The organism is Nocardiopsis sp. NPDC050513, from assembly GCF_044457925.1.
GTDB lineage: Bacteria > Actinomycetota > Actinomycetes > Streptosporangiales > Streptosporangiaceae > Nocardiopsis.
Genome location: NZ_JBITHK010000003.1, coordinates 529645 through 556075, shown reverse-complemented (window position 1 = coordinate 556075; position 26431 = coordinate 529645). Strand labels below are relative to the sequence as shown.

The following is a 26431-nucleotide window of genomic DNA, read 5'->3' as shown; positions in this document are numbered from 1 at the left end:
CGGGCGGAGCCGCCGTCGATCGCCGAGGGCGGGTCCCCGAACCGCCCCGTGTCACGGGCCTTCCGCCGTGGGTGTGTCCTCCGCCCAGGGGGGAGACGGCAGTCCGGGCTCGATCCCGATCCCGAACGCCGTGCACATGTAGCCCATGAGGGCGTAGAGCCCGCACAGGGCCACGAGCTCGACGACGCCCGCGACGCCGACGGCCTCGACGAGTACGCTCTGGACGTCGTCGGGGATCTCGGCGCCGTCGGCGACGTGGTCGACCGCCAGGACGACGGTGTGCTGCACACGTGTGAGGCCCGCGGGCACACCGGTGTCGGCCAACGCGTCGATGTACGCGGCAGGGAGACCCGCCTGGGTCGCCGGGCGCACGTGGTGGGCCCACTCGTAGTCCAAGCCGCGGCGAGCGGCGAAGCGCAGGATCGCCGTCTCGCGTAGCTCGTCCGGCAGGACACCCCGAAACCGCAACCGCTCGCCGAGCTCGCCGACGGCCCTCGCGACATCGGGGTTGTTGAACATCGCTGCGTAGACCTCGGCGAGACGCGCCCGTCCGTCCGCGTGGCTGCGCACGGCGGCCATGCGCTCCATCTCGCTTCGGACCTCGGGCGTCGCGTGCTGGCCGGGATCGGGAAGCCTGGCCATCAGTGGCTGTCCTCCCACTCCGCCACGGCTTCGCGCCAGGGCGCGATGGGCGTCGGATAGCGCTTGTCGATCCGGGCCGACACGAGGAACGGCCCCTCCTGTGTGAGCCCGTGCGCGATCGCTTCGCCCACCTCGCCGGGGTGGGCGACGGACACTCCGTCGGCGCCCACCGAGCGTGCGAACTCCGGCCAGGAGAGGTCGGGGATGTCGGTCAACGCCGCGGGTCCGCTCCCCATGGGCTCGGCCCGGTACCAGATGTTCCCGTACGCGTGGTTGTCGAAGACGAGGATCACGAGAGGGATGCCGTAACGAGCGGCCGTGTGGAGCTCCATACCGTGCATGAGCATGCAGCCGTCGCCCGTGGCGACGACCAACGGGCGTTCCGGCCGAGCGATCTTGGCGCCGATGCCCAGCGGGATCGCGCCGCCCATGGGAGCCAGGTTGGCCAGCGACACGTAGTCCCCATGGCCGTAACTCGGCCAGTACTGCGAGCACCAGGCGCGATGCGCGCCGGAGTCGACCGAGAGCACGGTGTCGCGCGGGCAGGCGGCGCGCGCCTCCGCGACGAACCGGGCGGGATGCATCGGTACGGCCTCGCTGGTGGTGTCGCCCGACGCGTAGGCGCGCGGTCCGCGGCCCCGCACGTCGCCGAGGAATGCCCGCCGGGCCGCACGGCCGGCGTCCAGCCCGGCGGCGATCGGTCCGTCGACGGCGGTGAGCTGCTCGAGGAAGGCCCTCGGGCTGGCGGTGACCGGGCGGCTCGAGGGCCATGTGCGCCCGATGAGGCTCGGGTCGGCATCGACATGCACGAGTTCGGCCGTCGGCAGCATCTTCGGGTCCCAGTTCATCGTGTCTCGCTGGGAGAGCGCCGACCCGACGACGATGAGTACCGCGACGGCGGGATCGAGGATCGCCTCGCTCGCCCAACGCGAACCGCCGTAACCGAAGACGCCGAGTGCGAGCGGGTGGTCCTCGGGGACCACTCCCTTCCCGCCGAGGGTGGTCGCGACCGGGATCTCGAAGCGCTCGGCCGCGGCGATCAGAGCCGCCTCCGCCCCCGCGTGGCGTACTCCCGGCCCCGCGAGGAGGACCACGTTCGCGACGGGAGGGTCGGCGGCGTCGACGGAGAACACGGACAGAGCGGCGTCCGTCGCGGCCTGGTCGATCGCCAGCGGCCGATACGCCGCCTCCGGTAGTGGCGTCCAGTCCTTGATCTGGGGACTTCGCTGGACGTCCAGCGGGATCGACAGATGGACGGGTGCCCGCTCGCGCAGCGCGGTGAGCGCCGCGACACGGAGGTAGGGCTGGAGGTTGGCGGGCGAGTTCACGCTGAGACTCTCCGCCGTGACCGGTCTGAGCACGGAGACGTCGTCCAGTGCGGCGCCGCTGGCGTCCTGGAACGCCCCGCGCCCCTCGGTGCCAACCGCGACCTCTCCGCTGATGGCGAGCAGCGCGGAACGGTCGGCTCGTGCCGCGGCCAGGGCCGTCACCATGTTGGTGATGCCCGGCCCGCCGATGCCGAACGCGACCCCGAGGCGGCCCGAGGCACGGGCGTAGCCGTCGGCCATGTAGGCCGCGCCGCCCTCGTGCGCCGCGACGATGGTGCGCACGCCCGGCGTCCCGGTCATCGGCGGCATGAACGGATCGTTCAGCCCACCCGGGACCATGAAGAGATGATCGACGCCCTCGGCGGCGAGGGAGCTGACGATGCAGGCGGCTCCATCCATGCGGCGAATCTAACGCGGAACGCGGGTCGGACCGCGGACCACGCGCCGTACGCCAGACTCGGGGCATGGACCGACACACCGCCGCCGTCCTCGTCGCCGCCGGAGGCGCGGCCGCCTACGCGGTCTCGAAGGTCGACCTGGCCCTGCGGGGGCGGCTGGGCATGCCCGGCTTCCCGGCCCCTCCGGAGTCCTACGCGACCCACGACGCGCTGGGCGGCCAACTCGCCAACGCGGCGGTCGGCGCGGTGCTGGTCGTCCTGACCCTGGCGTTGCTGCGGCAGCCGAGCGGGGCACTCGGGCGCTGGGCGCTGCTCCTCGTCAACGGCGCAGGGGCGCTGATGGTCGGCGTGGGCGTGGTGACGTTCGCCGCGCGCGCCGCGGGCGTGGCCCCGGGTGCACCGGCGGGCGGCGTCGCGGCCTGGACGACGCTGGCGGTCGGCGCCGTCTGGACGGTGGCGTGGGCGGTCGCCGTCCGGGGCGCGGCCGTCCGCGCCCCGTCCGGGCGGCCGCACCGGCCCGCGCCGTAGCGGGGCGGGCGGCCCCGGCCGGGTACGATCGCCGTGCCCGGAGGAGCGGACGAGGGGAGCCGGACCGATGACCCTGCTCATGGTCGCCGTCGGCGGCGCGATCGGCGCCCCGCTGCGCTACCTCACCGACCGGTTCGTACAGGTGCGCCACGACTCGGTGTTCCCGTGGGGCACCCACGCCGCCAACGCGACCGCGTGCCTGCTGCTCGGCCTCGTCAGTGCGCTCACCCTGCCGGAGTGGGCGTACGCCCTGGTCGCGACGGGTTTCCTCGGGGCGCTGTCCACGTACTCGACGTTCGGGTACGAGACGCTGCGGCTCTTGGAGAAGGAGACCTGGTTCCTCGCCTTCGCCAACGTGGCCGCCTCCGTGGGCGCCGGACTGGGCGCCGCGTACATCGGAGCGGCCTTCGCCGCCGCGCTCTGACCGCTCCCGGGCGGATACGATCGCCGTGCCCGGTGGCGTGCACGAGGGGAGTCGGGTATGCGGCGCGAGGACGGGGAGCTGCCCGTCGACTCCGACATCGACGTCCACTTCCCCCGGCAGCGCCGGGAACTGCGTGACGCGCCCTGGCCGGTGCTCGCCGCGATCTCGGCGGGCGGCGCGCTCGGCGCGGTCGCCCGCTACGGGGTCGACTCCCTGGTGCCGGGCGCCCCGGGCGGGTTCGCGGTCTCGACGCTGTTCGTCAACGTCACCGGCTGTCTGCTCATCGGCGTGCTCATGGTGCTGGTGATCGACGTGTGGCCACGTCTGACGCTGTTGCGCCCCCTGCTCGGCGTGGGGTTCCTCGGCGGGTACACCACGTTCTCCACGCACGTCCTGGACGCCCACGACCTGTTGGAGGCGGGGCGGGCCGGGGCCGCGCTGGTCTTCCTGGGCGCCAACCTGCTGGGCGGGTTGGCGGCGGCGTGGGTCGGCGTCACCCTGGCCACGCTGGTCACGCGTGGCCGCGGACGGACGACCGAGCGCTGACACGCGGAGCGCCCCGCCCCAGGACGGAGGGGCGGGGCGGGTGCGGCCGGGTCAGCCCATGGTCTTCTGGCCGTCCAGCGTCTCGCGGATGATGTCGGAGTGCCCGGCGTGCTGGGCGGTCTCGGCGATGACGTGCAGCAGCACGTCGCGGGCGGTCCACGAGGCGTCCTCCGCGAACCAGGGCGCCGGCGGGAGCTTCTGGCTGACCTCCAGGTCCGGGAGTCCGTTGACGATGCGCTCGGTCTCCTCCGCCACCTCCGCGTACTCGGCCAGGAGACCGGCGAGGGTCTCACCGTCCTCCATGCGGAAGCTCGCCAGGTGTCCGGCCACGACCTCCGGGTCCGAGTAGTCGATGCCCGGGTCGCCGTCCAGGATGAACCGGACCCACTGGCGTTCCCCCCTGGCCAGGTGCTTGACCACCCCGCCGAGGCACAGCTCGCTCGTGGTCGTGCGCTCGCCGGCCTGCCCGTCGGTCAGGTTCCGCACCGTGTAACGGATGTTCCCGCGCATCTCCTCCAGCATCCGCAGCAGCGCCGCGCGCTCGACGTCCACCGTCGTGCCCTGAACCTGGGTCCCCATCATGACCACCGCTTCCCGAGAGTCGTCCTCCGTGCTCGGTACCGACCTTAGGAACCATCTAGGTCAGTTGCTGTCCTCTACTCGCATCGCTGCGGAGATGTGTTTCTGGAACCCCCGGAGGCTCTCCCGCTAACCTGGGCCTCTGGCGACCCGGAGGTTCCATGGCCCTCATCCCGCTCCAGTACCGGCTCGACGGTCCGAGACAGGCGCCCGTCGTGCTGCTCGTGCCGCCCTTCGGCACGACGATGTCGGTGTGGGACGCGCAGCTGCCCGTGCTGACCCGCGACTACCAGGTCCTGCGGATCAACCACCGGGGGCACGGGTTCTCCCCGGCGCCGGACGGCCCGTACACGATCGGGGAGATGGCGCTCGACGTGCTGCGGGTGTTGGAGGAACGGGACCTGCCCCGCGTCTCGGCGGTCGGCGCGGGCTTCGGCTCGTCGCTGCTCGTGTGGATCGCCGCCAACTCCCCGCGCACCGTGCACCGCCTCGCGCTGCTCGCTGCCGCGCCGCGCACGCCCAGGTCGCACCGCTGGGACCGGATCGCCGCCAGGATCCGGGCCGAGGGCCTGGACTCGGTGACCGCCGAGGTCATGCTGCCGTGGTTCACGCCGGACATGGCCGACGAGCACCCGGAGGTCGTGGAGCGGTTCGCGGAGGACTTCGGCAGGCTCGACCCCGGCGCCTTCGCGTCGGTCTGCGACGCCGTGGGCGCGATGGACCTGCGCCACCTCGTGGCCGCGGTGCGCGCGCCGACGCTCGTGGTCTCGGGCGCCCACGACCCGCTGCTGCCGCCCGGGCACGGCCGCAGGCTGGCGGACGGGATCGTCGACTCCCGCTTCGAGGTGGTCACCGGCGCCGCGCACCTCGTGGGCGTGGAGCGCGCCGAACGGGTGGGCGAACTGCTCGTCGACCACCTGGCCGGACCGCGGCCGGAGGGGTTGACCTGATCGCGCGGGTCCGAGTGCGCGGCGCCGTGGCGGTCAGGGCGTCTTCGCGGGGATCAGGGGCTGGTTGATCTCCAACAGGTAGCCGTCGGGGTCGCGGAAGTGGGCGGCGCGGATGCCCCACGCGGTCCAGTCCCTCGGCTCCATGACCTGCCGCGCTCCGTCCGCGACCAGCCGGGCGGCGGTCCCGTCGACGTCGTCCACCTCGAAGACCACGGCGAGCCGGTCCTGGTGGGGGAGTTCGGGGTCGGCCGTGTCGGTCTCCAGGGCCTCCGCCATGACCTCGCGCTGGTTGATCGCCAGCCGGGTGGTGGAACCCGCGTCGAACTCGGCGTAGCGGCTGCTCGTCCCGCCCCACAGGACCGGGAGCTTGAGCACGTCGGAGTAGAACCGGAAGCAGGCCTCGTAGTCGTTGACGAGGAGCCTGATGTAGGTGCAGCGCATGGGGCCTCCAAACGATCGCGGTCCGGGTCCCGCCGTACCGCCCTGACGTGTCGGAACGGCGGATCACCGAGTATCCGTACCCGCGTTCCCCCGCACCATCGCCCGCGCGGCCCGCGGTGTGCTCGGCGGCGCGCCGACGTCCACGCGCCGGGCGTTGGCCGGATGCGGACACGTCTCCCGCCCCGATGATCTGCTGGTCCGCCCCGTACGGCGGTCCACGTGCCCGGCTTCCGGTTGTCCTTCTGCTTCGAGATGTAGTACAAGTACTATCAATGACAGCAGAAACAAGACGAAGAGGTGAAGTGGTGTGACGAACACTCCGGCCGCTCCGCTGTCCAGAGCGGAGGCCCAGGCGGCGGGCGGTTCCGGCGAGGCCGTGATCCGGGTCCGAGGCCTGCGGATGAGCTACGGGGTGAACGAGGTCCTCAGGGGCGTCGACCTCACCGCCCACCGCGGCGAGGTCGTCGCGCTCCTGGGGCCCAACGGCGCGGGCAAGACCACGACCGTCGAGATCATGGAGGGCTTCCGGAGGCGCTCCGGGGGCGACGTCGAGGTTCTGGGCGCCGACCCCGAGCGCGGCGGGGAGGACTGGCGCGCCGGGCTCGGCGTGGTCCTGCAGTCGTGGCGCGACCACGGCCGCTGGAGGGTGCGCGACCTCCTGCACCACTTCGGCCGCTTCCACGCCCCCTACTCGACCCCCGACCGGGTCCGCCCCCACGACACCGACGAACTGCTCGCCCGCGTCGGCCTCGCCGAGCACGCGGACCAGCGGATCAACCGGCTCTCCGGAGGGCAGCGCCGCCGCCTGGACGTGGCGATCGGCGTCGTCGGGCGTCCGGAGGTGCTCTTCCTCGACGAGCCGACCGCGGGGCTGGACCCCGTGGGCCGCCGCGACTTCCACGACCTCGTGCACGACATCGTCGACAGCGACGACACCACGGTCCTGCTGACCACGCACGACCTGGACGAGGCCGAGAAGCTGGCCGACCGGGTGCTCGTCCTGGCGGGCGGCGTCATCGTCGCCGACGGGAGCGTGGAGCAGCTGTCGTCGCTGGTCGAACGGGACAGCGAGGTCTCCTGGAGCGTCGACGGCCAGCGGCGGGTGCACACCACCGACAGTCCGGCGCGCCACGTCGCCGCACTGTACGCGGAGTACGGCGAGGACCTGACCGACCTCCGGGTCACCAGGCCCTCCCTGGAGGACGTCTACATGGAACTGGTCCGCCGCCACGAGTCCGGCGACGCCGAGCAGGCCGCCCACGAGTTCGTGAAGGGGATCCGGTGAACAACGCCGTCAGCAACGCGGTCCGAGCGGGGTACGCCCGCGGCGTCCTGGAGTTCCGGGGGACCTTCACCAACCCGACCGACCTGTTCGGCTACCTCTACATGCCCGCCCTGTTCGTCGTGCTCGGCGTCTTCCTCGCCGACGAGGAGGTCGACGGCGCCGCCACCAACTACGGCGCGGTGACCTACAGCGGCGGCCTGGTCCTCATGCTGATCATGCTGGGGACGCTGACCGTGGCCCAGGTCCTGGCGGCCGAGCGCGAGGACGGGACGTTCCTCCGGGCCAAGGCGACCCCGCACGGCATGGTCGGATACGGCGTCGCCAAGACCGTGCACCTCCTGGCCATGTCCGCCGTGGCGGTGGCGCTCACCGTGGTCCCCGGCCTGTTCGTCGTGGACGCGTTCGGCCCCCAGGGGTGGGTCGCCGCGCTCACGCTCGTCTGGGTGAGCGTGTTGGGACTGCTGGCCATGGCCCCCATCGGCGCGACCCTCGGCGCCCTCTTCGGCAACCCCCGCGCCGTGGGGCTGCTGATGATCCCGATCATGGCCCTGGTGATGCTGTCGGGGATCATGTTCCCTCTGGAACTCCTGCCGGACTGGGTGCTGGTCGTCGCCCAGGCGACACCCGTGTACTGGCTCGGTCTGGGCGTCCGGGCGGGTACGCTTCCCGCCGACTTCGCCGCGCTCGAACCGGCCGGGTCCTGGCAGCTGCCCGTGGTGGCGGCGGTGCTGGCGGCGTGGGCGGTGGTCGGTTCGCTGGTGGCTCTGCGCGTGCTGCGGCGGATGGCCCGGCGGGAGTCGGGATCGCGGGTGCAGGCGGCGAGGGAGAAGGCGATGAAGCGTGTCCTCTGACCAGGCCGAGGCCAAGAGCGCCGGTGGGGGCGGCCGGCGCGGCCGCTCCGGCGCCGGGGGCGGCGAGACGATCTACAACCGCATCGCGATGCTGCGGGCGGAGCGGAACGTCTCCCGCCGCCAGCTCGCCGAGGCGCTCGGCGTCCACTACCAGACCGTCGGCTACCTGGAGCGGGGCGAGTACAGCCCCAGCCTCCACCTCGCCCTGCGGATCGCCCGCTACTTCGAGGTGCCGGTCGAGGTGGTCTTCTCCACCGAACCCTTCCCGCGCCTCGGCCAGTGACCGGCCCCGACGTTCCCGGTTCCTCCCTCGGCCGGCTCCAGAGCCTGAGAGTCAGACGGCGGCGGCCGTACGCGGCGACGTGGAGGCAGTGGAGTAGCGGCTAGAAGACGTCCGGGCCCGCCCAGCCGTAGGTGTCGCGCACGCGCACCCGGGCCAGTTCGTCCTCCGACAGCACCCGGGGCTCGCCGAGCTGGCGGGCCCTGAGGTAGGCGGCGCACAGCCAGTCGAGCAGCCGCAGGTTCTCCAGCGCGTGCTCCAGGCCGCGGCCCAGCGCCACCCCGCCGTGGTTGGCGAGCAGTGCGGCGTCGCGCCCCTTGAGCGCCTTGACCGCCTGGTCGGAGATCTCCCCGGAACCGTAGGTCGTGTAGGGCGTCACCGCGATCGCCCCGCCCAGCGCGGCGGCCCGGTGGTGCACCGGGGGCAGCTCGGCCAGGACGGCGGAGACCGCGACGGTGTCGGCGGTGAACGCGTTCACCACGGCCGTCACGTCGCGCCCGTGCTCGACGGCCCCCCGGTGCACGGCCAGGTGCAGGGTGGTCTCGGCCGCCGGGTCGTGGCGCCCCTCCAGGACGCGGTCGTCCACGGACATCACCGGGCAGTCGGCCGGCTGGAGCTGGTCGGGCGCGACCCCGTACGGCGTGACGACCACGAGGTCCCCGCTGCGGACGCTGACGGTCACCGACTCCCCTGGAGCGGCCCCGGAGGCGAGGCTACGTGCGGTCAGGCAGACGTCGCGGCGTTCCTGTTCTAGCAGCATGTGGGATTCCTCGGCGCACGCTGGCGGTGCGGTCCTGGTGCGGGCTCTGGCGTGGACGCCCGGAACCGGACGAATCCACTGAGGTACACCCCAATGTACGTCAAATTCTCTCCCAGATATTCCCCAGACGGGCGTGTGCGCTGTGTGGCGGCCCTTCGGCGCCGAGTACCTGTGGACACTGTCCACGCGTGACGCTCACCACGGGTCACGGCTCCCCGAGGGCGCGCATGTGCTGGTCAGGGGCGAGTTGTGGGAGTTGTGTGACATAAGTGTCCATTGAGACGAGGCAGTTTGTGACTACCGATCTCGGGCAGACCGGACCCGTGAACGATCCCTACGCAACCCTGCCGTCCGTGCCGTACCTGTCGGAACCGGGTTCGGCCACGGCCACCAGCCTGTACATCGACGGCGAGTGGCGGGCGGCCCAGAACGGCCGTGTCCGGGAGATCCTGGACCCGGCGGACGCCTCCGTGCTCACCATCGTGAGCGAGGGCGGACGAGCCGACGCGGAGGCGGCCATCGCCGCCGCCCGACGCGCCTTCGACCACGGTGGGTGGCGGAGCACCACGGCCGCCGAGCGCGGTCGGATCCTGGAGCGCATCGCCGACCTCCTCCAGCGCGACCGCAGGGAGATCGCGGTCATGGAGTCGCTGGACACCGGCAAGACGATCGAGGAGGGCGGGATCGACGTCGACGACGTCACCGACGTCTTCCGCCACTACGCCGGTCTCGCGGACAAGGACTCCGGCCGGCTCGTCTCCGCTCCCGAGGGCGTGCAGAGCCGCGTCGTCTACGAACCCGTCGGCGTCTGCGGCATGATCACGCCCTGGAACTACCCGCTGCTCCAGCTCGCCTGGAAGATGGCCCCCGCCATCGCCGCGGGCAACACCATGGTGATCAAGCCCAGCGAGATCACCCCCGTCACCACCGCCAAACTGGTCGAGCTCACCACCGAGGCGGGCATCCCGGCGGGCGTGGTCAACCTGGTCCTGGGCAGCGGCCCCGACGCGGGCGCCCCGCTGTCCGAGCACCCGGACGTCGACCTCATCTCCTTCACCGGGGGGCTGGCCACCGGGCGCCGCATCATGGCGGCGGCCTCCGCCACGGTCAAGAAGATCGCCCTGGAGCTCGGCGGCAAGAACCCGAACATCGTCTTCCCCGACGTCGACCTGGACACCGCGGTGGACTACGCGCTCAGCGCCGCGTTCTTCCACTCCGGCCAGGTCTGCTCGGCGGGCGCGCGGCTCATCGTGCACAACGAGATCCACGACGCCTTCACCACCGAGCTCGCCCGGCGGGCCGAGGCCATCCGGATCGGACCCGGCCAGGTCGAGGGCGTGCGCTGCGGCCCGCTGGTCTCCGCCGAACACCGCGCCAAGGTCGAGGCCGCCGTCGCGCGCGGCGTCGAGGAGGGCGCCCGGGTCATCGCGGGCGGCAGGCGCCCCGACGAGCCGGAACTCGCCGACGGCTACTTCTACCGTCCGACCGTCTTCGTCGACTGCGACCGCTCCATGGACATCGTCCAGACCGAGGTGTTCGGCCCGGTCGTGACGGTCGAGCGGTTCGAGACCGAGGCCCAGGCGATCGAACTCGGCAACGACACCGACTACGGGCTCTCCGGCGGCGTGTGGACCGACGACACCGCCCGCGGTGAACGCGTCGCCGCCGCCCTGCGGCACGGCACCGTCTGGATCAACGACTACGGACCGTACTTCCCGGGCGCCGAGTGGGGCGGCTTCGGGCAGAGCGGCGTCGGTCGGGAACTCGGGCTCGCCGGACTCGACGAGTACCGCGAGGCCAAGCACATCTACCGCAATCTCGCACCCGAACCGCAGCGCTGGTTCGGCTAGCCCCCGAGACCAGAGGAAGAACGACGCGCAGGTCGGTATCCCCCGGCATCCCCCTGTGTGAGAAGCGACGAGAGGAAACCAGACCGTGTCCGACGACCAGAGGACGTACGACTACGTGATCGTGGGAGGTGGAACGGCGGGGTCGGTGATCGCCAACCGGCTCACCGAGGATCCCGGCACCACCGTCTGCGTGATCGAAGGCGGTCCCGACGACCGCGACCACGCCAACGTGATCAGGCTGCGCGACTGGTTGAGCGTCCTCGGCGGCGACCTCGACTACGGGTACACCACGACCGAGCAGCCGCGCGGGAACTCCCACATCCTGCACTCGCGTGCCCGCGTGCTCGGCGGCTGCTCGTCGCACAACACGCTGATCAGCTTCCGCCCCTTCGCCGAGGACCTGGACGAGTGGGTCGCCATGGGCGCCGAGGGGTGGGACAACGCCACCGTCCAGTCCTACGCCGACCGGATCAGGTGCAACATCGTCCCGGTCGCCGAGAAGGACCGCAACGCCATGGTCAAGGACTGGGTGTCCTCGGCCGCCGAGGCGGCGGACGTCCCCGTCGTCGAGGACTTCAACGCCCTGACCTCGCACGGCGGCGGGTTCTCGGACGGCGCGGGCTTCCTGTCCATCGCCTACGACCCCTACACCGGCGACCGTTCCTCCGCCTCCGTCGCCTACCTGCACCCGATCATGGGCGTGCGCGACAACCTCACGGTGATGCTGGAGACCTGGGTCGACCGGATCGTCTTCGACGGCGACCGCGCCACGGGCGTGAGCGCGACCCTGAAGTCCGGAGAGCGCGTCACCGTCCACGCCCGCCAGGAGGTCGTCCTGGCCGCCGGCGCCGTCGACAGTCCGCGCCTGCTCATGCTGTCCGGTGTGGGAAACGCCGAGGAGCTTCGCTCGGTGGGCATCGAGGCCCGCCACGACCTGCCCGGCGTCGGCGAGAACCTGCTCGACCACCCCGAGTCGATCATCATGTGGGAGACCGAGCGCCCGGTCCCCCGGGAGACGGTGATGGACTCCGACGCGGCCCTGTTCGTCCGGCGCGACCAGAGCGACCCCCGCCCGGACCTGATGTTCCACATCTACCAGATCCCCTTCGACGACAACACGAAGCGCCTGGGCTACGCGTCGCCCGCGGACGGCTACGCGGTCTGCATGACGCCGAACATCCCCCGGTCCCGCTCGCGCGGCAAGCTGTACCTCACCAGCGCCGACCCCCAGGCCAAGCCCGCGCTGGACTTCCGCTACTTCACCGACCCCGACGGCTACGACGAGCGGACCATCGTCGACGGGCTCAGGATCGCCCGTCAGGTGGCCGCCACCGAGCCGTTCCGCTCCTGGATCAAGCGCGAGGTCGCCCCCGGACCCGGGGTCCAGACCGACGAGGAGCTGTCGGAGTACGGCCGCCGCGCCGCGCACACCGTGTACCACCCGGCGGGCACCTGCAGGATGGGGGCCGCCGACGACGGCGCCGCCGTGGTCGACCCCCGGCTGCGCGTGCGGGGGCTGCGCGGTCTGCGGGTCGCCGACGCCTCGGTCTTCCCGACGCTGCCCACGCCCAACCCCATGGTCATGGTGCTGGCGCTCGGGGAGCGTGCCGCGGACCTGATCCGCGCCGACCGCACCGTTCGGAAGGAGGGCGCCCGATGAGCACGCAGACGGCTGGGACGGCGGGACCGGACGGCGGCGGGTCCGACGTCACGTTCTCGGTCCGCAATCTGTGGAAGATCTTCGGCAGGAACGCCGACAAGGTGATCGGCACCGAACTGGAGACGGCGGACCGGGACCGCATCAAGGAGGAGACCGGCTGCACCGTCGCCGTGCGCGACGTGTCCTTCGACGTCCGTCCCGGTGAGATCTTCGTGGTCATGGGCCTGTCGGGGTCGGGAAAGTCGACCCTGATCCGGTGTCTGACCCGGTTGATCGAGCCGACCGCCGGACAGATCCTGCTCGACGGCGAGGACATCGAGCAGGCCAGCCCGCAACGGCTGCGCGAGCTGCGCCGCCACAAGCTGGCCATGGTCTTCCAGCACTTCGGTCTGCTGCCCAACCGCAAGATCATCGACAACGTGGCCTACGGGCTGGAGGTGCGCGGGATGCCGCGCGCCGACCGCCACGCCCGTGCGCGGGAGATGATCGAGATGGTCGGGCTCGGCGGATACGAGAACGCCCGGCCGCGGGAGCTGAGCGGCGGCATGCAGCAGCGGGTCGGCCTGGCCCGCGCGCTCGCCGTCGACCCGCAGGTCCTGCTCTTCGACGAGCCGTTCAGCGCCCTGGACCCGCTGATCCGCCGCGACATGCAGGCCGAGGTCGTCCGGCTCCAGCACGAGCTCGACAAGACGTCGGTGTTCATCACCCACGACCTCCAGGAGGCGCTCAAGCTCGGCGACCGCATCGCCATCATGCGCGACGGCGAGCTGGTGCAGGTGGGCACGCCGGAGGAGGTGGTCGGCCGCCCGGCCGACGCCTACGTCGCCGACTTCACCTCGGACGTCGCGCGGACGACCGTGCTCACCGCGCGGTGGCTGGTCCGCGACGCCTTCCCGGAGGAGCGCACCGACGGTCCCGTCTGCGAGGCGGGAACCGTCCTGGCGGAGGTGCTGCCGATGCTCGCGGCCACGACGGCCCCGGTCCGCGTCGTGGACAAGGGCACCTTCCTCGGGTACGTGGGCCGCGACGACGTGCTGCGCGCCATCGCCGAGGACCAGCTCGCCGACGCCACGGTGGCGGCGGCCATCGAGGAGGAGGCGGTCGAGGAGGTCGCCGAGCACGGTGGGGGCGGACTCCCGGAGACGCCCGAGCGGCCGGGCGGGGCCGGGACGGAGCCCGGGTCCGAGGGCGCCGCGGAGGGCGGAGCCGGCGCCGAGGGCGCTCCGGAGGCCGAGACGCCGCCGGAGGAGCCCGACTCCTCGCGCCGCTACGACGGCCCCAGCGGATACACGGGGCACGGCGGCCCGGCGCCGACCGGGGACGGTGGGTGACATGGCCACGGCGACCAGGCCCGACCCCGGGCAGAACACCGGCGGACTCGGACGGATCGACGGCATACCCCTGTGGCAGTGGCCCGCGGCGCTGATCGCCGTCGGGCTGCTCGTCGCCGGGTACTTCGTGAGCGCCTGGCTGGGCCACCCGGCGTGGGCGGGCGCGTTCCCGGCCGCCACCGGCGAGTGGCTCATGGCCCGGATGGACGACGCCTACCTGTGGATCGTCCTGAACCGCAACGAGAGCCCGCTGTTCCTGTACGGGTTCAACTACGTCTCCGTGACCCTGGGTTCGGCCGTCGTGCTGATCAACCAGGTCCTGGACTACCTCACCTGGGTGGGCGTGACCGTCGCCGGGGTGCTCGTCGGCTGGCGGGTCGCCGGGTGGCGGGTCGCGCTGGTCGTCCTCGCCACGTTCGCGGTGTTCGCGCTGACCGGGCTGTGGAACGAGTCGATGACCACGCTGTCGCTGATCGTCACCTCGGTCATCGCCGCCCTGCTGTTCGGTCTCCCGCTGGGCGTCCTGGCCGGGCGCAGCGATCGGTTCTACCGGGGCATCCGGCCGGTGCTGGACTTCATGCAGATCCTGCCCGCCTTCGCCTACCTGCTGCCGTTCGTGCTGTTCTTCGGTATCGGCAACCCGGCGGCGGTCGTGGTGACCGCGGTGTACGCGATGCCGCCCGCGGTGCGGATCACGGCGCTGGCCGTGCGCGAGGTCGACAGGGGCGCCGTCGAGGCGACGACGTCGCTCGGCTCGACGTCCTGGCAGCTCCTCACCAAGGTGCAGCTGCCGATGGCGCGGCGGACCATCCTGCTGGGCGTCAACCAGACGATCATGCTCGCGGTCTCCATGGTCGTGATCGCGTCGGTCATCGGCGCGGGCGGTCTCGGTGACGCGATCTACCAGGCGCTGGCCAAGGTCAACGTCGGCGAGGCGTTCCAGGCGGGTCTGGCGATCGTCATGCTGGCCATCGCGATGGACCGGGTGACCGGCGCGGTCGGTCACGGCGCGCACACCCCGGACATCGCGCCGCGGTTCCGGCTGCCGGTGCTCGGCGGCGGTCTCGCGATCGTCATCACCGTCGTCGGCGTCGCACGCGTCCTGGGCGTCGAGGGATGGCCGCGCGATCTGTCGGTCGACATCAGCGGCCCGATCAACGCGTTCGAGGCGTGGTTCGAGTCGGTGGCCGGGGACTTCACGGCTGCCCTCGGCGAGGCGGCGCAGAGCGTCGTGATCAACCCGCTGACGGCCGTGCTCACGGGGTCGCCCTGGTGGCTGGTGGTGCTCGTGGCCGCCGCGCTCGGGTGGATCTTCGCCGGGACGCGTGCCGCCGTGGTCTCGGGCGTGTCCTTCGTGGTCGTCGGTCTGCTGGGAGTGTGGACCGAGGCGATGGACACCCTGGCGCAGGTGCTGGTCGCGGCGCTGGTGACGCTCGTGCTGGGCGTGGTCATCGGTGTCCTGGCCTCGCGCAGCGACGTGCTCGCGGCGGTCCTGAAACCGATCCTGGACGCGATGCAGACCCTGCCCCCGTTCGTGTACCTGATCCCGGCCGTCGCCTTCTTCGGCCTCGGCCCGGTCCCGGCCCTGGTGGCGGCGGTGGTCTTCGCCCTGCCCCCGGTCATCCGGCTGGTCAACGACGGAATCCGCGGTGTCCCCAAGGCCACGCTGGAGGCCGCGCGGTCGCAGGGGTCCACGAAGTGGCAGCTGCTGACCAAGGTCGAGCTGCCGATGTCGCGCGGGTCGCTGCTGCTCGCGGTCAACCAGGGCATCATCCTCGTGCTGTCCATGGTGGTCATGGGCGCGCTGGTGGGCGCCGGAGCGCTCGGTTTCGGGGTCGTGTTCGGCCTGGCCCAGAACCAGTTCGGCCTGGGTCTGGCGTCCGGCCTGGCGATCGTGTGCCTCGGCCTGTTCCTGGACCGCGTGACGCAGGGAAGGAGGGCACCCCGTGCCTAGGTTCATGAGGAAGGGCGCCCTGATCCGCCTGTGCGCGGCGGTCCTGGCCGTGGTGTCGGTCAGCTCCTGCGCGGTGCGCACCGACCAGGTCGCCCGGGACCCCAACACCGTGCGGATCGCCGTCAACGGCTGGGTGGGGTACGAGGCCAGCGCCGAGGTGCTGGCGTACGTCCTCCGTGAGGAGATGGGCTACGAGGTCCAGCTCATGCGGGTGGACGAGCAGCCCGCGTGGCAGGCGCTCGACCAGGGCGTGCTGGACGTGATCGTGGAGAACTGGGGTCACGAGGACCTCATGGAGCTCTACGGCCCCGAGGGCAAGGGGACGGTCGTCGACGGCGGACCCAACGGCAACGAGGGCGTGATCGGCTGGTACGTGCCCGCCTACCTGGTGGAGGAGTATCCGGAGATCGCGACCGTGGACGGGTTGGCTGAGCGCACCGACCTGTTCCGGACGGCCCAGACCGGCGACAGCGGGGAGTTCCTCGCCGGCGCCCCCGGGTTCGTCACCCAGGACCAGGGCATGATCAACGCCTTCGACCTGGACCTGGAGATCGTCTACGCCGGATCGGAGGCGTCGCAGATCACCGAGGTCCGGCGACGGTACGCCGACCGGGAGCCGGTGCTCTTCTACTTCTACGACCCGCAGTGGCTCCAGGACGAACTCGACCTGGTCAAGGTGGAGTTCCCGCCCTTCGTCGAGGGGTGCGACGACGACCTGGAGTACGTCCCCTGCGACTACCCGACCTACGAGCTGAACAAGATCTTCAGGACCGGGTTCGTGGAGACGGGCGACCCCGCGTACCAGTTCCTCGACAACTGGCGGTGGAGCAACTCCGACCAGAACGAGGTCGCACGGATGATCGCGGACGAGGGGATCGACCCCTCGGAGGCGGCCGGGATCTGGGTGGACGAGAACCCGGACGTGTGGCGCGACTGGATCCCCGAGGGGTACGGGGGGCGCTGATCCGCACGGGGGCCGGGGCGGGGGCGAGGACCTCCGTCCCGGCCCTGTGCCGCGGGCCGGATCGGGGTGCGCTCCGCCGCGGGGGCGGGGCGGCGGGCCACCGTCCCACGCCCGCGAGCGCGACTGTTAACCACGGTAACGGTGTGCAAGGTGTTGGTCTCTGTTAGAGTACGACCGTTTCTGCGACACGCAGGCAGAATGCGGACCCCAGCCACTCCGCGTGACCCCCGGACACACCGTTCCGTTGACCGACCGCCGGAGCGCGGACCATCGCACCCGCCGCATGAGCCTGCCGCTGCCCCCAGCCGGGGCTCGTGGCCGCCCCAGAGCGCTGATCGCGCCACAGCGGCCCCCGACCCGGAACCCGCGGGCGGCGCGTACGCCGTTCGCGCCCCCCAACGATCCGGTGTCCCCCCTGATCACCGACACCCCTTGGAACGTCATGGCTCCCCGCTCACTCGCCCACGTCCCTCTCCCCGACCAGTCGGTCATCGACGCCGTCCGCCGCTCCTGCTCGGAGCTGCCGTCCGGATCGACCCGCCTGGCCGAGGCCTTCTACCGGAACCTCTTCGAGATGGCCCCCGGCGTACGGAGCATGTTCGCCGACGACCTCCGCCCCCAGCACCGGCGGATGGCCCAGGCCCTCCTGCAGGTCGTCCAGTACCTCGACACGCCCGACGAGGTCGCCTACGAGCTCCGCAAGCTCGGCGCCCAGCACCGCCGGGAGCTCGGCGTCCAACCCGAGCACTACCCCTACGTGGGCCGAGCCTTGGTCCGCGCGGTCAGCGAGGTCTCCCCGACCTGGTCGTCCTCGATGAGCTCCGCGTGGGTGCTGGTCTACGAGTGGATCACCGCCAACATGCTCGCGGGCGCCGAACAGGACGCCGGGACCGGTGTCGGGTACGCCCGGTACGCGCGGTCCGCCCGTTGACCGCGCCCGAACCCACCGCACCCCGACCGTCCTCTTCCCCGACTCCGCAAGGGACCCCGATGACGCGACACGACGGCCGCACCCCCGGCACGGAGGGCGAGCGCCAGGTCCAGGCGATCCTCGGCAGCACCGAGCGTGCCGACCGCTTCTACCAGGACCAGATGCTCGACCACCTGAACCCGCGCATGCGCGAGTTCATCTCCCGCCAGGAGATGCTGTTCATCGCCACCTCCGACGCGGAGGGAGAGTGCGACTCCAGTTTCCGCGCGGGCCCGCCGGGGTTCGTCCACGTGATCGACGAGTACACCGTCGCCTATCCCGAGTTCCGGGGCAACGGCGTGTTCGCCAGCGCCGGCAACATCATGGAGAACCCGCACGTCGGGCTGATGTTCCTGGACTTCCTCCGCGACCGCATCGGGCTGCACGTCAACGGGCGGGCCCGGATCGTGGAGGACGAGCAGATCCGCAGGCACGTCCCCGGCCTGCCGCAGCCCCAGGTGCCGGGACAACGGGCGCTGGTGTGGACCCTCGTGCACGTCGAGGAGGCCTACATCCACTGCCGCAAGCACATTCCCCACCTGCGCGCGGTGGGCCGCGACGAGGAGTGGGGCACCGACGACGTCAAGAGCAAGGGCGGCGACTTCTTCGGAGCCAAGGGAAGCCCGAGCCCGTGGGGCGTCCCCGAGCCCGTGGCGTTCGGAGGCGCCTTCCCGGGCGGGGCGGGGTAGGCGTCAGGGGCGCGGACGTTCGTAGCGCAGGCGTCGGCCCACCCAGTACACGTTCACGCACGCGCACGCGAAGCCGCCGCCGAACAGGACGGTCAGCCACGCCTCGCCGGTGAGCAGGGCGCTGGCGACCGTGCCGACCAGCAGGACCAGGGCGCCGAACACGGCCAGCACGAGCCGGAAGCCCAGCGCGCTCGCCGGACGCTCGTGGCTGCCGAGCGGTCCCTTGAGCCATCCCCGCCGCATGATGTCCGCCTCCTTCGTGTCCTCACCCTCCGTTCTACCGCCCGCGTCGGGCGGGGGCACGGCGCCCTCGGCCCCGCGTGGACCGCCGGAGCGGTGAACGGCACGGCCGGCGGGACTCCCCAGGTGCGGAAGACCGGGCAGTGCGGGGCGGGGGCGCCGTCGAGGAAGCGGTTCGCCTCCTCGTAGAAGGCCGGGCTGGTCGGCAGGTAGGCGTGCGGGGCGCGGACCGGGCAGGCGTTCCGGTCGACCGGCAGCCGCCACCCGGAGGGCATGAGCGGCAGGTCGACGGTGGACACCACGCTGAGGGAGCGCGTGTGCCCGGGGAGGGGGAGACCGAAGACCGCGGCGGGGGCGTCCGTGGTGCCGAGCAGTTCGTACCCGGCGGCGGATTCGGTGTCGAAGGCGAAGTCGACCGCCCGACTGAGCGGTGTCAGCAGGTGGAGCAGGTCGGACGCGGGTCGGCCCGGGCCCGGCTCGCCCGGGGGCCGGTAGCCGCTGACGCTCTCGGGGAAGGGTCCCGCGAGAACGAGGGCGTCGACCCGGGGCGCCGCGCCCGTGGCCACGGCCCGCCACGCGATCCACGCGCCCTGGGAGTGCCCGACCACCACCAGCGGGCGCGGCAGGTCCTCGGTCTGCGCCGCGAACGACCGGACCTGCTCGCCCACCGGGGTCTGGGTGTGGGCGCTGACGTAGGGGGCGCCGGTGCGGATCGGGCAGAGGGCCTCGCCCCGGGGCTGGCCGTTCCCGGGGCCCGCGTAGGAGAAGTAGTGGGTCTGGTCGCAGCCGTAGCCGAGCAGGTCGGTGCGGGTGCGGAAGGCGTTCCCGGCTCCCGACCGCGAGTCGGTGCCGGACATCAGCAGGATCGACCCCGCGCGCGGCGGGGCGGGTCCGGGCGGCTCGGACGCCGTGTCGCGGGTGGCGACCCACGCCCAGGCCAGGACGGCGAACGACGTCGCGACGGCCGCCAGGCGGCGCGGCCCGCCGGGGCGCGCGGGACGGGTCAGCGCGGTGATCGCGACGGCGGTCGCCGCGGCCGACACGGGGACGAGCGCGACCGTCGCGGCGGGGAACAGGTGGGCGAGCGCGCCGATCCCGACCACCGCGACGCCGTAGGTCAGCGTCACGCCGACCCGGAAGCCGTCGTGCCAGGCACGGGCGAGGACGTCCCGGATCCGTCGGCCCGGTCCCCAGGGCAGGGGGGCGCACACGAGGACGAGGACCGCGACCGCGACGAGCCCGGCCCAGAACAGGCGCGCGTACAGGAGCGTGCCCGCCATGTACACGAACTCGGCCGCGAGCAGCATGGGCGGGAGCAGCACGCCGTAGAAGGCGGCGGCCAGGGCCAGCCGTCTCCGACTGAGCCCGCCCGTCATCAGGGCCAGGACGGTGACGCGGACGGCGAGCACGACGGCCAGGCACAGGGTGAACGACACGGGCCCGGTGGTCGTGGTCAGCAGGACCCGGAGGTCGCCGAAGAGGTCCAGCGGCGGGAGCGCGACGAGGTGGACCAGGCCCGGCCAGGTCGGCAGGACACCGGTCGCCGCGAGGGCCGTGACCAGGAGGGCGAGCGGCGCCAGGGGCAGCCACCGGGGGCGGACGCCCCGGCCCGTGGAGAGGGTTCCCACCGTCACGCGCCTCACCCCCTCGTCCCACCCCTACCCACCGGGACGGATTGCCCGCACAGCGGGGCTTCAGATATCCCAGCAAATCCCTTCAATTCGGACTAAAAGAATTCTTCCGGCGCCATTCAGGAAGGGGAACGACCGTTCCAAACAAGCGGTTTGACCTGGTGCGATGTCCGACGTGGCGAACTTTTTCAGATCCGCTTCGCGAAAAAGTTCGTCCCCACCCCTCCCATGCCCTAATCTTCTACCCAACACAACTGAAAACTCGGAAGACCCCGCGACGCTTGTCAGCGCCCGGGGTCGTGGTCAGCAAAGTCGAACCTTGAACCGAAAGGATTGCCGACATGGGTAACCTTACCCGTGTCTTCCTCGCCCTGCCCATGGGCTTCGTGAAGGCGCTGTTCACCCCCGCGCGCGGTCGCCACGCGTCCGCCGCCCGCCGTCGCCGTTCCACCCGGGTCCGCCGCTACGCGCCGCTCCCCGCTCCGGTCGAGGCCAGCACGCCTCCCGCCCCCACGCCCGCGCCGCCTCTGGCTCCGCCGCGTGAGAGCCTCCCCGCCGACGAGATCGCCCTCGTCCGCCCCTACTACCTCTCCCACGAGCGCGACCTCGACAGCGTCCGGGCCGAGGCGACCGCCCGCCTGCACGCGTGGGTGCCCAGGCCCCGCCCCTCCGGCGACCTGCTCGCCGCCCCCGTGGAGCCGCTGCCCGGCGAGTTCGACGAGCTCGCGGCCCTCGTGCGCACCTGGAACGACCAGCGGGCCCGGCGGTGTGCGGAGGTGGCGGTGTGAGCGCCCTGGACATCGCCCTGCCCGGCGTGTGGTGGCCCTGCCGCGGCTACGCCGGTGACCTGTCCGAACTCGCCGGGGTCCGTGCCGATCTCGGTCGTGACCTGGTCGGCTTCGACCCGGACCTGGTGGACACCGTCCAGCTCGTGGTCAGCGAGCTCGTGGCGAACGCGGCCAAGTACGCCCGCCCGGGCGGCGAGGTCGTGCGCACGATGTGCCTGCTCGGGGGGCGCACGCTGCGCGTCGCCGTCAGCGACCCCGGCGGGCCCACCCGCCCCCGCATCCCCACGGAGCGCACCGAAGACGAGTGGGACGTCGCCGAGGGACAGCGCGGATTGCTCCTCGTGGAGAGCCTGGCCGCCGACTGGGGCTGCCACGCCTTCCCGGAGTGGCCGGGCTACTTCACCCAGGTCTGGGCCGCCTTCGACGTCGATCCCGGCTGAGCCTGATACCGGTGTCCCGTGAACGGAGCTGCCCACGGGACACCGGGCGGTGCGTCAGCGGGTGACGCTGGCGATCAGCGTGACCCACTGGTCGGTGTCGAAGGCCAGTGCGCCGAGTTCGCGGTTCTTGGTGTCGCGCACCTCCGCGCCGTTCGCGTGCTCGCGCACCTCGACGCAGTCGCCACCGCTCGGGCTGTACGTGGACTTGTGCCACATGGCTACTTCTCCTTCTCCTCGTCCAGGAACCGGCGCGACTGCACCGGAGGCAGAGAACGGCCGAGGGCCGCCTTGATCTGGTTGTGCAGACGGCCGTAGTCGCTCGCCTCGTCGTGCACGATAACTCCCCGATTGTGCTCGCTGGCCGCGATCGTCCCGCCTTCGTGCAGGTGGAACATCATCAGCGGACCCATGAGCCCGATCGGTGTCTCCTCCTCCATGATCAGATGGACATCGAGACATCCTGTTCTGATCAGGTCGAGTAACCGCCTGGCCTGTGTGCGACGAATGTCATCAGGTAGCCGGGTCACGGCGAAGGCGGGGAACACAGCTGTCACAGACGCCAAATTGTTCGCCACCAACACCTCGAAGCGTTGGGAGCGCGCCCGCACTAACTGGGTGATGTCAGCGGCCCGGATCAGGTTTCGCCGCATCATCAGTGTCATGTACTTCGGGCACTGGAGGATTCCGGGAACCAGGTGGGGCGAGACGAGTTCGATGAGCCGCGCCCGTTCTTCCAGTTGGGCGATGTCGTGTGCCCACGGAGGCAGCGGTGAACCGGTTTTCTCGATCTGCCAGGCCCTCATCAGATGGCCGTTGTAGCCGAGTTCCCTGTCCAGGGCGACGGCGACCTCTCTGGGGGGAAGGTACTCGCCCCTCTCCCATCTGCCGACCGTAGTTCCAACAGCGCCGATCATGCGCCCCAGGCGCTCCAGCGTCCATCCCCGGGATGTGCGGCCAGCGTGGAGAAGCGTGCGGAAAGATGCACCGTCCATGCACGGACTGTACGGCGATGCACGTATGCAGCACAGGCCCCTTGTCGCGCATTGTGAGCACGCTGTGACATGGGACGCATGACGAAGCCCGACACCCCAGAACAGACCGCCCTCGCCGACCTCCGCCAGCGGTATCCCGGCTGGAGAATCCAGCGGGCCTACGACGGAGGCCCGGCCTGGATCGCCGTGCACGGACCCGACGCCGACGACGTCATCCGCGCGGACACGGTCGAGGTCCTGGGAGCACGGCTGCACCTGACCCAGTTCTCGCCCCGACACCGGTCGGAGGCGGAGACATGAGCCGCCGTGCCGTCGCCTACGCCGGTCGCTCGCGATGGCTGGTGGACGGGCGGGAGGGCAGCTGGGACGAGTGCTACCGCTACCTCACACGGGTCTGCGGGATGCGCCATTCGGCCGCCAACGAAGCCCTCGCGAACGCCCTGCGGATGGACCGGGCCCGCTGGGCGGACGTCGCCGACGAACACGAACACCGGTAGAGGACGACGCCTCTGGTTCGGCCCTGGCGATGACACCGCCCCTCCGGAGAAGCGGGCACAGATCGTCCGCGCCGACGATGCGGTCACCACGCGAGCCGACGACAGAGGGTCGGGTCCGGTTGAGCAGACCCGCCTCGTCGTCTTCGGCAGTGCAGTCGCCAGTATTCCTACCTCGGTGCTACCGGTGGAGCTATGGTGGGTACATGTCTGCTGAGAAGCTGTCCGTGTCCCTTGACTCCGAGACCCTTGAGCGGGCCCGTCGCGCGGCGAGTCGCGCGGGCATCCCGTTGTCGAGATGGTTGGACGGTGCCGCTCGGAGAGAGGCGGCCCTGGATGAGGCGCGCATCGCTCTCGAGGAGCACTTCGCCGAACACGGTGAACCCACGAAGGAGGCGCAGGCCAGGGTCCGGGAGGCGATCCAAGCCACAGGAGTGGGGCGCCCGGTTCCGATCGAGGATGCCAGGGCGAATCAGGCGGCACTCGCCTACCTTGACAGCCTGGATGAGGAGAGCGAAGAGTGACGGTGTTGCGACCGCGGGGTTTCCTGCTGGACGCCGGCGCCCTCCGTTCGGCTGAGGCCGACCCCAGAGGGGACGTGTGGGATCTCTGCCGACAGGAGCACATCGCGGGACGGCAACCCTTGCTGCCGATTATGGTGTTGGCTCAAATCTGGCGTGGAGGGCCTCGTCAGGCGGGGATGGCCCGGGTGGTGAACAGCTGCGAGGTCGTTGGCCTCGATGGGACCATGGCACGGCGCATCGGCAAGCTCCTGGGACAGTCCGGTACCAGTGACGTGGTTGACGCCATGGTGGTGCTGGCCGCTATGGACGCGGGTGCCACCGTTGTCACCTCCGATCCCGGTGACATCGCCAAGATCGCCGATTCCGTCGGCGCGCGTATCCCGTTGTTCACCGTGTGAGCGACGTCCTGTGAACTCGACACAGGGGGACGCGCGGCCGACAGTGAGCGACGCCACGGGCATGTCCTGGGCACCGTCACCACCCGGCACACCTCTGGCTACGGGGGCCTTGGCGGACGTGCGTGACGAGGACGGTCACTGGTGACGACGGAGCGGGGGAGCCCGGTGGGCGCCCCCGCTCCGTCGGCTTCCGGGTCCTACACGCCGTCCATCAGGGCGGGCAGCGCGGACTCGTAGGCGGTGCGCAGCTCGTCCAGCGGGACCTCCACGGACCCGCCCGGGTGGCTGACCGCCAGGGAGTCGCCGCCCACCGCGCCGATCTGGGCGACGGGGACGCCGTGCTCGGCGGCCAGAGCGCGGAGCGCGTCCGCGTGCTCGGGGGCCACCGCGACGACGGCGCGGGCGCCGGACTCGCTGAACAGCGCGGTGAACGCGTCGCCGTCGACCTCAACGCGCACGCCCCGGCCGCCGCGCAGCGCCGACTCGGCGAGGGCGACCCCCAGGCCGCCGTCGGACAGGTCGTGCGCGGAGGTGACCAGGCCGCGGTCGGCGGCGGTGGCCAGCACCTCGCCCAGCGCCGCCTCGGCGGCCAGGTCCACCCGGGGCGGCAGCCCGCCCAGGTGGCCGTGGACCACGTCCGCCCAGGCCGACCCGCCGAACTCGGCGCGGGTCTCGCCCAGCAGGAACACCGCGGCGCCGTCGGTGTCGAAGGCCGACCGCAGCCGCGTGCGGACGTCGTCGATCACGCCGAGCACGCCGATCACGGGCGTCGGGTTGATCGCCACGTCACCGGTCTGGTTGTAGAAGCTCACGTTGCCGCCGGTCACCGGGGTGCCGAGCCGCTGGCAGGCGTCCGCGAGGCCGCGCGTGGCCTCGGCGAACTGCCACATGACCCCCGGGTCCTCGGGCGAGCCGAAGTTGAGGCAGTTGGTGACGGCCAGCGGGCGGGCGCCCGTGGCGGCGACGTTGCGGAAGGCCTCGGCGTAGGCCGCCTGGGTGCCCGCGTAGGGGTCGAGGCGGGTGTAACGGCCGTTGCCGTCGGTGGCCAGGGCGACGCCGCGGTGCGAGTCGTCCGCCACGCGGATCATCCCGGCGTCGTGCGGGGCCGAGACCACCGTGTCGCCGCGCACGTAGCTGTCGTACTGCTGGGTGACCCAGGTGGGGTCGCCCACGCCCGGTGCGCCCAGCACGCGGAGCAGCTGGTCGCGCAGCTCGGCGTCGTCGGCGGGGCGGCGCAGCGCGGCGGCGTCGTCGGCCTGGAGCGCGTCCTGCTCGGCGGGGCGGGCGTAGGGCCGCTGGTAGACGGGACCCTCGTCGGAGGCGGTGCGCGGCGGCATGTCCACCACCGTCTCCCCGTGCCAGGTCATGACGAGGCGTCCGCCGCGCTCGGCCTCCTCGGGGGTCACCTCGGTGACCTCGCCGATCTCGGTGGCGAGGATCTGCCACTTCTCGCAGATGGCGAGGAACTCGTCCATCTTGGCGGGCTCGACCACCGCCATCATGCGCTCCTGGGACTCACTCATGAGGATCTCCTCGGGGGTGAGCCGGGGGTCGCGCAGCGGGACGCGGTCGAGCTGGATGTCCATGCCGCCGGTGCCGCCCGCGGCCAGCTCCGTGGTCGCGCAGGACACGCCCGCGGCGCCGAGGTCCTGGATGCCCACGACCAGGTCGCGGGCGTACAGCTCCAGGCTGCACTCGATGAGCAGCTTCTCCATGAAGGGGTCGCCGACCTGCACGCTCGGACGCTTGGCGTGCGACTCGTCGTCGAAGGTGGCGCTGGCCAGCACGGACGCGCCGCCGATCCCGTCGGGGCCGGTGGTGGAGCCGAACAGGACCACCTTGTTGCCCGGGCCGGGGGCCTGGGCGAGCTTGATGTCCTCGTGCCGCAGCACACCCACGCACAGCGCGTTGACCAGCGGGTTGCCGAGGTAGCCCGCGCCGAAGCCGATCTCACCGCCGATGTTGGGCAGGCCCAGGCAGTTGCCGTAGAAGGAGATGCCGGACACCACGCCGGGCAGGACGCGCTTGGTGTCCTCCGCGTCGGCGGGGCCGAACCGCAGCGCGTCCATCACCGCGACGGGCCGGGCGCCCATGGTGAGGATGTCGCGGACGATGCCGCCGACGCCGGTGGCCGCGCCCTGGTGCGGCTCCACGTAGGAGGGGTGGTTGTGCGACTCGATCTTGAACGTGACCGCGCGACCGTCGCCGACGTCGACCACGCCCGCGTTCTCACCCATGCCGACCAGCAGCGCGTCGCTCTCGGGGGCCTTCTCGCCGAACTGGCGCAGGTGCACCTTGGAGGACTTGTAGGAGCAGTGCTCGCTCCACATCACCGAGTAGATCGCCAGCTCGGAGGAGGTGGGGCGGCGGCCCAGGATCTCGCGGACCCGCTCGTACTCGTCCTTGGCCATGCCCAGCTCGGCGTAGGGCTGGGCGGTGTCCGGGGTGTCGATCGCCACGGCGACGGTGTCGAGACCAGGTACTTCAGACATGC

The 26431-nt window shown here is 71.8% G+C and carries 30 protein-coding genes; 20 read left to right on the top strand and 10 right to left on the bottom strand.

All coding sequences use genetic code 11. The features are described 5' to 3' along the window. Positions 1 to 51: 51 nt before the first annotated feature. Complete coding sequence (locus ACIBFB_RS07800) at positions 52 to 642, bottom strand: carboxymuconolactone decarboxylase family protein (protein ID WP_397227441.1); 591 nt, start codon at positions 640 to 642, stop codon at positions 52 to 54. Next, complete coding sequence (locus tag ACIBFB_RS07795; RefSeq protein ID WP_397227439.1) at positions 642 to 2369, bottom strand: thiamine pyrophosphate-binding protein; 1728 nt, start codon at positions 2367 to 2369, stop codon at positions 642 to 644. The genes ACIBFB_RS07800 and ACIBFB_RS07795 overlap by 1 nt, the downstream gene beginning before the upstream one ends. Before the next feature lie 65 nt (positions 2370 to 2434). On the opposite strand from ACIBFB_RS07795, the gene ACIBFB_RS07790 reads away from it, so the two are divergent. The 3 genes from ACIBFB_RS07790 to ACIBFB_RS07780 all read left to right on the top strand — a co-directional run bounded on the left by ACIBFB_RS07790 (position 2435) and on the right by ACIBFB_RS07780 (position 3866). Then, positions 2435 to 2896, top strand: a complete 462-nt coding sequence (locus tag ACIBFB_RS07790) for a hypothetical protein (RefSeq protein ID WP_397227437.1) — start codon at positions 2435 to 2437, stop codon at positions 2894 to 2896. A 67-nt stretch (positions 2897 to 2963) separates the two neighbouring features. Then, the gene (locus ACIBFB_RS07785) at positions 2964 to 3320 is read left to right on the top strand and encodes a fluoride efflux transporter FluC (protein ID WP_397227435.1); all 357 of its coding nucleotides are present in this window, start codon (positions 2964 to 2966) and stop codon (positions 3318 to 3320) included. A gap of 57 nt (positions 3321 to 3377) precedes the next feature. After that, positions 3378 to 3866, top strand: a complete 489-nt coding sequence (locus ACIBFB_RS07780; protein WP_397227433.1) for a fluoride efflux transporter FluC — start codon at positions 3378 to 3380, stop codon at positions 3864 to 3866. A 51-nt stretch (positions 3867 to 3917) separates the two neighbouring features. Here the strand turns inward: ACIBFB_RS07780 and ACIBFB_RS07775 are convergent, their stop codons facing one another. Beyond that, positions 3918 to 4448, bottom strand: a complete 531-nt coding sequence (locus ACIBFB_RS07775; protein WP_397227431.1) for a DinB family protein — start codon at positions 4446 to 4448, stop codon at positions 3918 to 3920. Positions 4449 to 4606: 158 nt separating this feature from the next. On the opposite strand from ACIBFB_RS07775, the gene ACIBFB_RS07770 reads away from it, so the two are divergent. Beyond that, positions 4607 to 5395 carry an alpha/beta fold hydrolase gene (locus ACIBFB_RS07770; RefSeq protein WP_397227429.1) on the top strand — a complete coding sequence of 263 codons (789 nt, stop codon included), beginning with the start codon at positions 4607 to 4609 and terminating at the stop codon, positions 5393 to 5395. Positions 5396 to 5428: 33 nt separating this feature from the next. On the opposite strand, the gene ACIBFB_RS07765 is transcribed toward ACIBFB_RS07770, so the two are convergent. Continuing rightward, positions 5429 to 5836: a VOC family protein gene (locus ACIBFB_RS07765; protein WP_397227427.1), complete on the bottom strand. Its 408-nt coding sequence runs from the start codon at positions 5834 to 5836 to the stop codon at positions 5429 to 5431. 400 nt (positions 5837 to 6236) lie between these two features. Here ACIBFB_RS07765 and ACIBFB_RS07760 point away from each other — a divergent pair, with 400 nt between their 5' ends. From ACIBFB_RS07760 to ACIBFB_RS07750, 3 genes are read left to right on the top strand one after another with little or no spacing between them, the layout of a single operon-like run. Further along, positions 6237 to 7121 (top strand): ABC transporter ATP-binding protein, encoded by an 885-nt coding sequence (locus ACIBFB_RS07760; protein WP_397227530.1) that lies wholly within the window; start codon positions 6237 to 6239, stop codon positions 7119 to 7121. Continuing rightward, positions 7118 to 7972, top strand: coding sequence for an ABC transporter permease (locus tag ACIBFB_RS07755; RefSeq protein WP_397227425.1), 855 nt, complete (start codon positions 7118 to 7120; stop codon positions 7970 to 7972). The genes ACIBFB_RS07760 and ACIBFB_RS07755 overlap by 4 nt, the downstream gene beginning before the upstream one ends. Then, positions 7962 to 8255 carry a helix-turn-helix transcriptional regulator gene (locus ACIBFB_RS07750; protein ID WP_397227423.1) on the top strand — a complete coding sequence of 98 codons (294 nt, stop codon included), beginning with the start codon at positions 7962 to 7964 and terminating at the stop codon, positions 8253 to 8255. The genes ACIBFB_RS07755 and ACIBFB_RS07750 overlap by 11 nt, the downstream gene beginning before the upstream one ends. 100 nt (positions 8256 to 8355) lie before the next feature. Here the strand turns inward: ACIBFB_RS07750 and ACIBFB_RS07745 are convergent, their stop codons facing one another. Next, positions 8356 to 9012, bottom strand: a complete 657-nt coding sequence (locus ACIBFB_RS07745) for a class II aldolase/adducin family protein (RefSeq protein WP_397227421.1) — start codon at positions 9010 to 9012, stop codon at positions 8356 to 8358. Positions 9013 to 9335: 323 nt separating this feature from the next. Here ACIBFB_RS07745 and ACIBFB_RS07740 point away from each other — a divergent pair, with 323 nt between their 5' ends. The 7 genes from ACIBFB_RS07740 to ACIBFB_RS07710 all read left to right on the top strand — a co-directional run bounded on the left by ACIBFB_RS07740 (position 9336) and on the right by ACIBFB_RS07710 (position 18430). Continuing rightward, a complete protein-coding gene (locus ACIBFB_RS07740; protein WP_397227419.1) occupies positions 9336 to 10862 on the top strand; it encodes an aldehyde dehydrogenase family protein in 1527 nt (508 codons plus the stop codon). A gap of 85 nt (positions 10863 to 10947) precedes the next feature. Further along, on the top strand, positions 10948 to 12522 hold the full coding sequence (locus ACIBFB_RS07735) for a GMC family oxidoreductase (RefSeq protein WP_397227417.1): 1575 nt from the start codon (positions 10948 to 10950) through the stop codon (positions 12520 to 12522). Continuing rightward, on the top strand, positions 12519 to 13853 hold the full coding sequence (locus ACIBFB_RS07730) for a glycine betaine/L-proline ABC transporter ATP-binding protein (RefSeq protein ID WP_397227415.1): 1335 nt from the start codon (positions 12519 to 12521) through the stop codon (positions 13851 to 13853). The genes ACIBFB_RS07735 and ACIBFB_RS07730 overlap by 4 nt, the downstream gene beginning before the upstream one ends. 1 nt (position 13854) lies before the next feature. Continuing rightward, positions 13855 to 15807, top strand: a complete 1953-nt coding sequence (locus tag ACIBFB_RS07725; protein WP_397227413.1) for an ABC transporter permease — start codon at positions 13855 to 13857, stop codon at positions 15805 to 15807. Positions 15808 to 15811: 4 nt separating this feature from the next. Continuing rightward, positions 15812 to 16771 carry a glycine betaine ABC transporter substrate-binding protein gene (locus tag ACIBFB_RS07720; RefSeq protein WP_397227528.1) on the top strand — a complete coding sequence of 320 codons (960 nt, stop codon included), beginning with the start codon at positions 15812 to 15814 and terminating at the stop codon, positions 16769 to 16771. A gap of 442 nt (positions 16772 to 17213) precedes the next feature. Next, positions 17214 to 17702, top strand: a complete 489-nt coding sequence (locus ACIBFB_RS07715) for a globin domain-containing protein (protein WP_397227411.1) — start codon at positions 17214 to 17216, stop codon at positions 17700 to 17702. Between the two features lie 59 nt (positions 17703 to 17761). Further along, entirely contained in the window at positions 17762 to 18430 is a 669-nt protein-coding gene (locus ACIBFB_RS07710) for a pyridoxamine 5'-phosphate oxidase family protein (protein WP_397227409.1), read from the top strand. A gap of 3 nt (positions 18431 to 18433) precedes the next feature. On the opposite strand, the gene ACIBFB_RS07705 is transcribed toward ACIBFB_RS07710, so the two are convergent. Both ACIBFB_RS07705 and ACIBFB_RS07700 read right to left on the bottom strand, forming a co-directional pair. Continuing rightward, on the bottom strand, positions 18434 to 18592 hold the full coding sequence (locus tag ACIBFB_RS07705; RefSeq protein WP_397227532.1) for a hypothetical protein: 159 nt from the start codon (positions 18590 to 18592) through the stop codon (positions 18434 to 18436). Further along, positions 18523 to 20304 carry a hypothetical protein gene (locus tag ACIBFB_RS07700; protein WP_397227407.1) on the bottom strand — a complete coding sequence of 594 codons (1782 nt, stop codon included), beginning with the start codon at positions 20302 to 20304 and terminating at the stop codon, positions 18523 to 18525. Before ACIBFB_RS07700 ends, ACIBFB_RS07705 begins: the two co-directional genes overlap by 70 nt. Before the next feature lie 338 nt (positions 20305 to 20642). Here ACIBFB_RS07700 and ACIBFB_RS07695 point away from each other — a divergent pair, with 338 nt between their 5' ends. After that, a complete protein-coding gene (locus ACIBFB_RS07695) occupies positions 20643 to 21089 on the top strand; it encodes a hypothetical protein (protein WP_397227405.1) in 447 nt (148 codons plus the stop codon). After that, positions 21086 to 21529, top strand: coding sequence for an ATP-binding protein (locus ACIBFB_RS07690; protein WP_397227403.1), 444 nt, complete (start codon positions 21086 to 21088; stop codon positions 21527 to 21529). The genes ACIBFB_RS07695 and ACIBFB_RS07690 overlap by 4 nt, the downstream gene beginning before the upstream one ends. Positions 21530 to 21583: 54 nt before the next feature. On the opposite strand, the gene ACIBFB_RS07685 is transcribed toward ACIBFB_RS07690, so the two are convergent. Both ACIBFB_RS07685 and ACIBFB_RS07680 read right to left on the bottom strand, forming a co-directional pair. Further along, positions 21584 to 21745 (bottom strand): DUF397 domain-containing protein, encoded by a 162-nt coding sequence (locus ACIBFB_RS07685; protein ID WP_397227401.1) that lies wholly within the window; start codon positions 21743 to 21745, stop codon positions 21584 to 21586. 2 nt (positions 21746 to 21747) lie between these two features. Continuing rightward, on the bottom strand, positions 21748 to 22521 hold the full coding sequence (locus tag ACIBFB_RS07680) for a Scr1 family TA system antitoxin-like transcriptional regulator (RefSeq protein WP_397227399.1): 774 nt from the start codon (positions 22519 to 22521) through the stop codon (positions 21748 to 21750). 78 nt (positions 22522 to 22599) lie between these two features. Between ACIBFB_RS07680 and ACIBFB_RS07675 the strand changes: the two genes are divergently transcribed. The 4 genes from ACIBFB_RS07675 (at position 22600) to ACIBFB_RS07660 (ending at position 23937) form a co-directional block, all read left to right on the top strand. Further along, positions 22600 to 22821: a hypothetical protein gene (locus ACIBFB_RS07675; protein WP_397227397.1), complete on the top strand. Its 222-nt coding sequence runs from the start codon at positions 22600 to 22602 to the stop codon at positions 22819 to 22821. Further along, positions 22818 to 23018 carry a hypothetical protein gene (locus tag ACIBFB_RS07670; protein ID WP_397227395.1) on the top strand — a complete coding sequence of 67 codons (201 nt, stop codon included), beginning with the start codon at positions 22818 to 22820 and terminating at the stop codon, positions 23016 to 23018. The genes ACIBFB_RS07675 and ACIBFB_RS07670 overlap by 4 nt, the downstream gene beginning before the upstream one ends. A gap of 203 nt (positions 23019 to 23221) precedes the next feature. Continuing rightward, positions 23222 to 23539: a hypothetical protein gene (locus ACIBFB_RS07665; protein WP_397227393.1), complete on the top strand. Its 318-nt coding sequence runs from the start codon at positions 23222 to 23224 to the stop codon at positions 23537 to 23539. Then, entirely contained in the window at positions 23536 to 23937 is a 402-nt protein-coding gene (locus tag ACIBFB_RS07660) for a hypothetical protein (RefSeq protein WP_397227391.1), read from the top strand. The genes ACIBFB_RS07665 and ACIBFB_RS07660 overlap by 4 nt, the downstream gene beginning before the upstream one ends. Positions 23938 to 24134: 197 nt before the next feature. Here ACIBFB_RS07660 and purL read toward each other — a convergent pair whose 3' ends face one another. Beyond that, on the bottom strand, positions 24135 to 26429 hold the full coding sequence (gene purL, locus ACIBFB_RS07655; RefSeq protein ID WP_397227389.1) for a phosphoribosylformylglycinamidine synthase subunit PurL: 2295 nt from the start codon (positions 26427 to 26429) through the stop codon (positions 24135 to 24137). Positions 26430 to 26431: the final 2 nt, after the last annotated feature.

What these genes read in the sequence shown, in the direction of transcription:
- ACIBFB_RS07760 (WP_397227530.1), top strand. Translation starts at nt 6,237, where the DNA reads ATGAGCTACGGGGTGAACGAGGTCCTCAGGGGCGTCGACCTCACCGCC.
- ACIBFB_RS07665 (WP_397227393.1), top strand. Translation starts at nt 23,222, where the DNA reads ATGTCTGCTGAGAAGCTGTCCGTGTCCCTTGACTCCGAGACCCTTGAG.
- ACIBFB_RS07680 (WP_397227399.1), bottom strand. Translation starts at nt 22,521, where the DNA reads ATGGACGGTGCATCTTTCCGCACGCTTCTCCACGCTGGCCGCACATCC.
- ACIBFB_RS07790 (WP_397227437.1), top strand. Translation starts at nt 2,435, where the DNA reads ATGGACCGACACACCGCCGCCGTCCTCGTCGCCGCCGGAGGCGCGGCC.
- ACIBFB_RS07675 (WP_397227397.1), top strand. Translation starts at nt 22,600, where the DNA reads ATGACGAAGCCCGACACCCCAGAACAGACCGCCCTCGCCGACCTCCGC.
- ACIBFB_RS07775 (WP_397227431.1), bottom strand. Translation starts at nt 4,448, where the DNA reads ATGATGGGGACCCAGGTTCAGGGCACGACGGTGGACGTCGAGCGCGCG.
- ACIBFB_RS07745 (WP_397227421.1), bottom strand. Translation starts at nt 9,012, where the DNA reads ATGCTGCTAGAACAGGAACGCCGCGACGTCTGCCTGACCGCACGTAGC.
- ACIBFB_RS07725 (WP_397227413.1), top strand. Translation starts at nt 13,855, where the DNA reads ATGGCCACGGCGACCAGGCCCGACCCCGGGCAGAACACCGGCGGACTC.
- ACIBFB_RS07730 (WP_397227415.1), top strand. Translation starts at nt 12,519, where the DNA reads ATGAGCACGCAGACGGCTGGGACGGCGGGACCGGACGGCGGCGGGTCC.
- ACIBFB_RS07710 (WP_397227409.1), top strand. Translation starts at nt 17,762, where the DNA reads ATGACGCGACACGACGGCCGCACCCCCGGCACGGAGGGCGAGCGCCAG.
- ACIBFB_RS07765 (WP_397227427.1), bottom strand. Translation starts at nt 5,836, where the DNA reads ATGCGCTGCACCTACATCAGGCTCCTCGTCAACGACTACGAGGCCTGC.
- ACIBFB_RS07795 (WP_397227439.1), bottom strand. Translation starts at nt 2,369, where the DNA reads ATGGATGGAGCCGCCTGCATCGTCAGCTCCCTCGCCGCCGAGGGCGTC.
- ACIBFB_RS07715 (WP_397227411.1), top strand. Translation starts at nt 17,214, where the DNA reads ATGGCTCCCCGCTCACTCGCCCACGTCCCTCTCCCCGACCAGTCGGTC.
- purL (WP_397227389.1), bottom strand. Translation starts at nt 26,429, where the DNA reads ATGTCTGAAGTACCTGGTCTCGACACCGTCGCCGTGGCGATCGACACC.
- ACIBFB_RS07800 (WP_397227441.1), bottom strand. Translation starts at nt 642, where the DNA reads ATGGCCAGGCTTCCCGATCCCGGCCAGCACGCGACGCCCGAGGTCCGA.
- ACIBFB_RS07720 (WP_397227528.1), top strand. Translation starts at nt 15,812, where the DNA reads ATGAGGAAGGGCGCCCTGATCCGCCTGTGCGCGGCGGTCCTGGCCGTG.
- ACIBFB_RS07785 (WP_397227435.1), top strand. Translation starts at nt 2,964, where the DNA reads ATGACCCTGCTCATGGTCGCCGTCGGCGGCGCGATCGGCGCCCCGCTG.
- ACIBFB_RS07780 (WP_397227433.1), top strand. Translation starts at nt 3,378, where the DNA reads ATGCGGCGCGAGGACGGGGAGCTGCCCGTCGACTCCGACATCGACGTC.
- ACIBFB_RS07695 (WP_397227405.1), top strand. Translation starts at nt 20,643, where the DNA reads ATGGGTAACCTTACCCGTGTCTTCCTCGCCCTGCCCATGGGCTTCGTG.
- ACIBFB_RS07770 (WP_397227429.1), top strand. Translation starts at nt 4,607, where the DNA reads ATGGCCCTCATCCCGCTCCAGTACCGGCTCGACGGTCCGAGACAGGCG.
- ACIBFB_RS07685 (WP_397227401.1), bottom strand. Translation starts at nt 21,745, where the DNA reads ATGTGGCACAAGTCCACGTACAGCCCGAGCGGTGGCGACTGCGTCGAG.
- ACIBFB_RS07670 (WP_397227395.1), top strand. Translation starts at nt 22,818, where the DNA reads ATGAGCCGCCGTGCCGTCGCCTACGCCGGTCGCTCGCGATGGCTGGTG.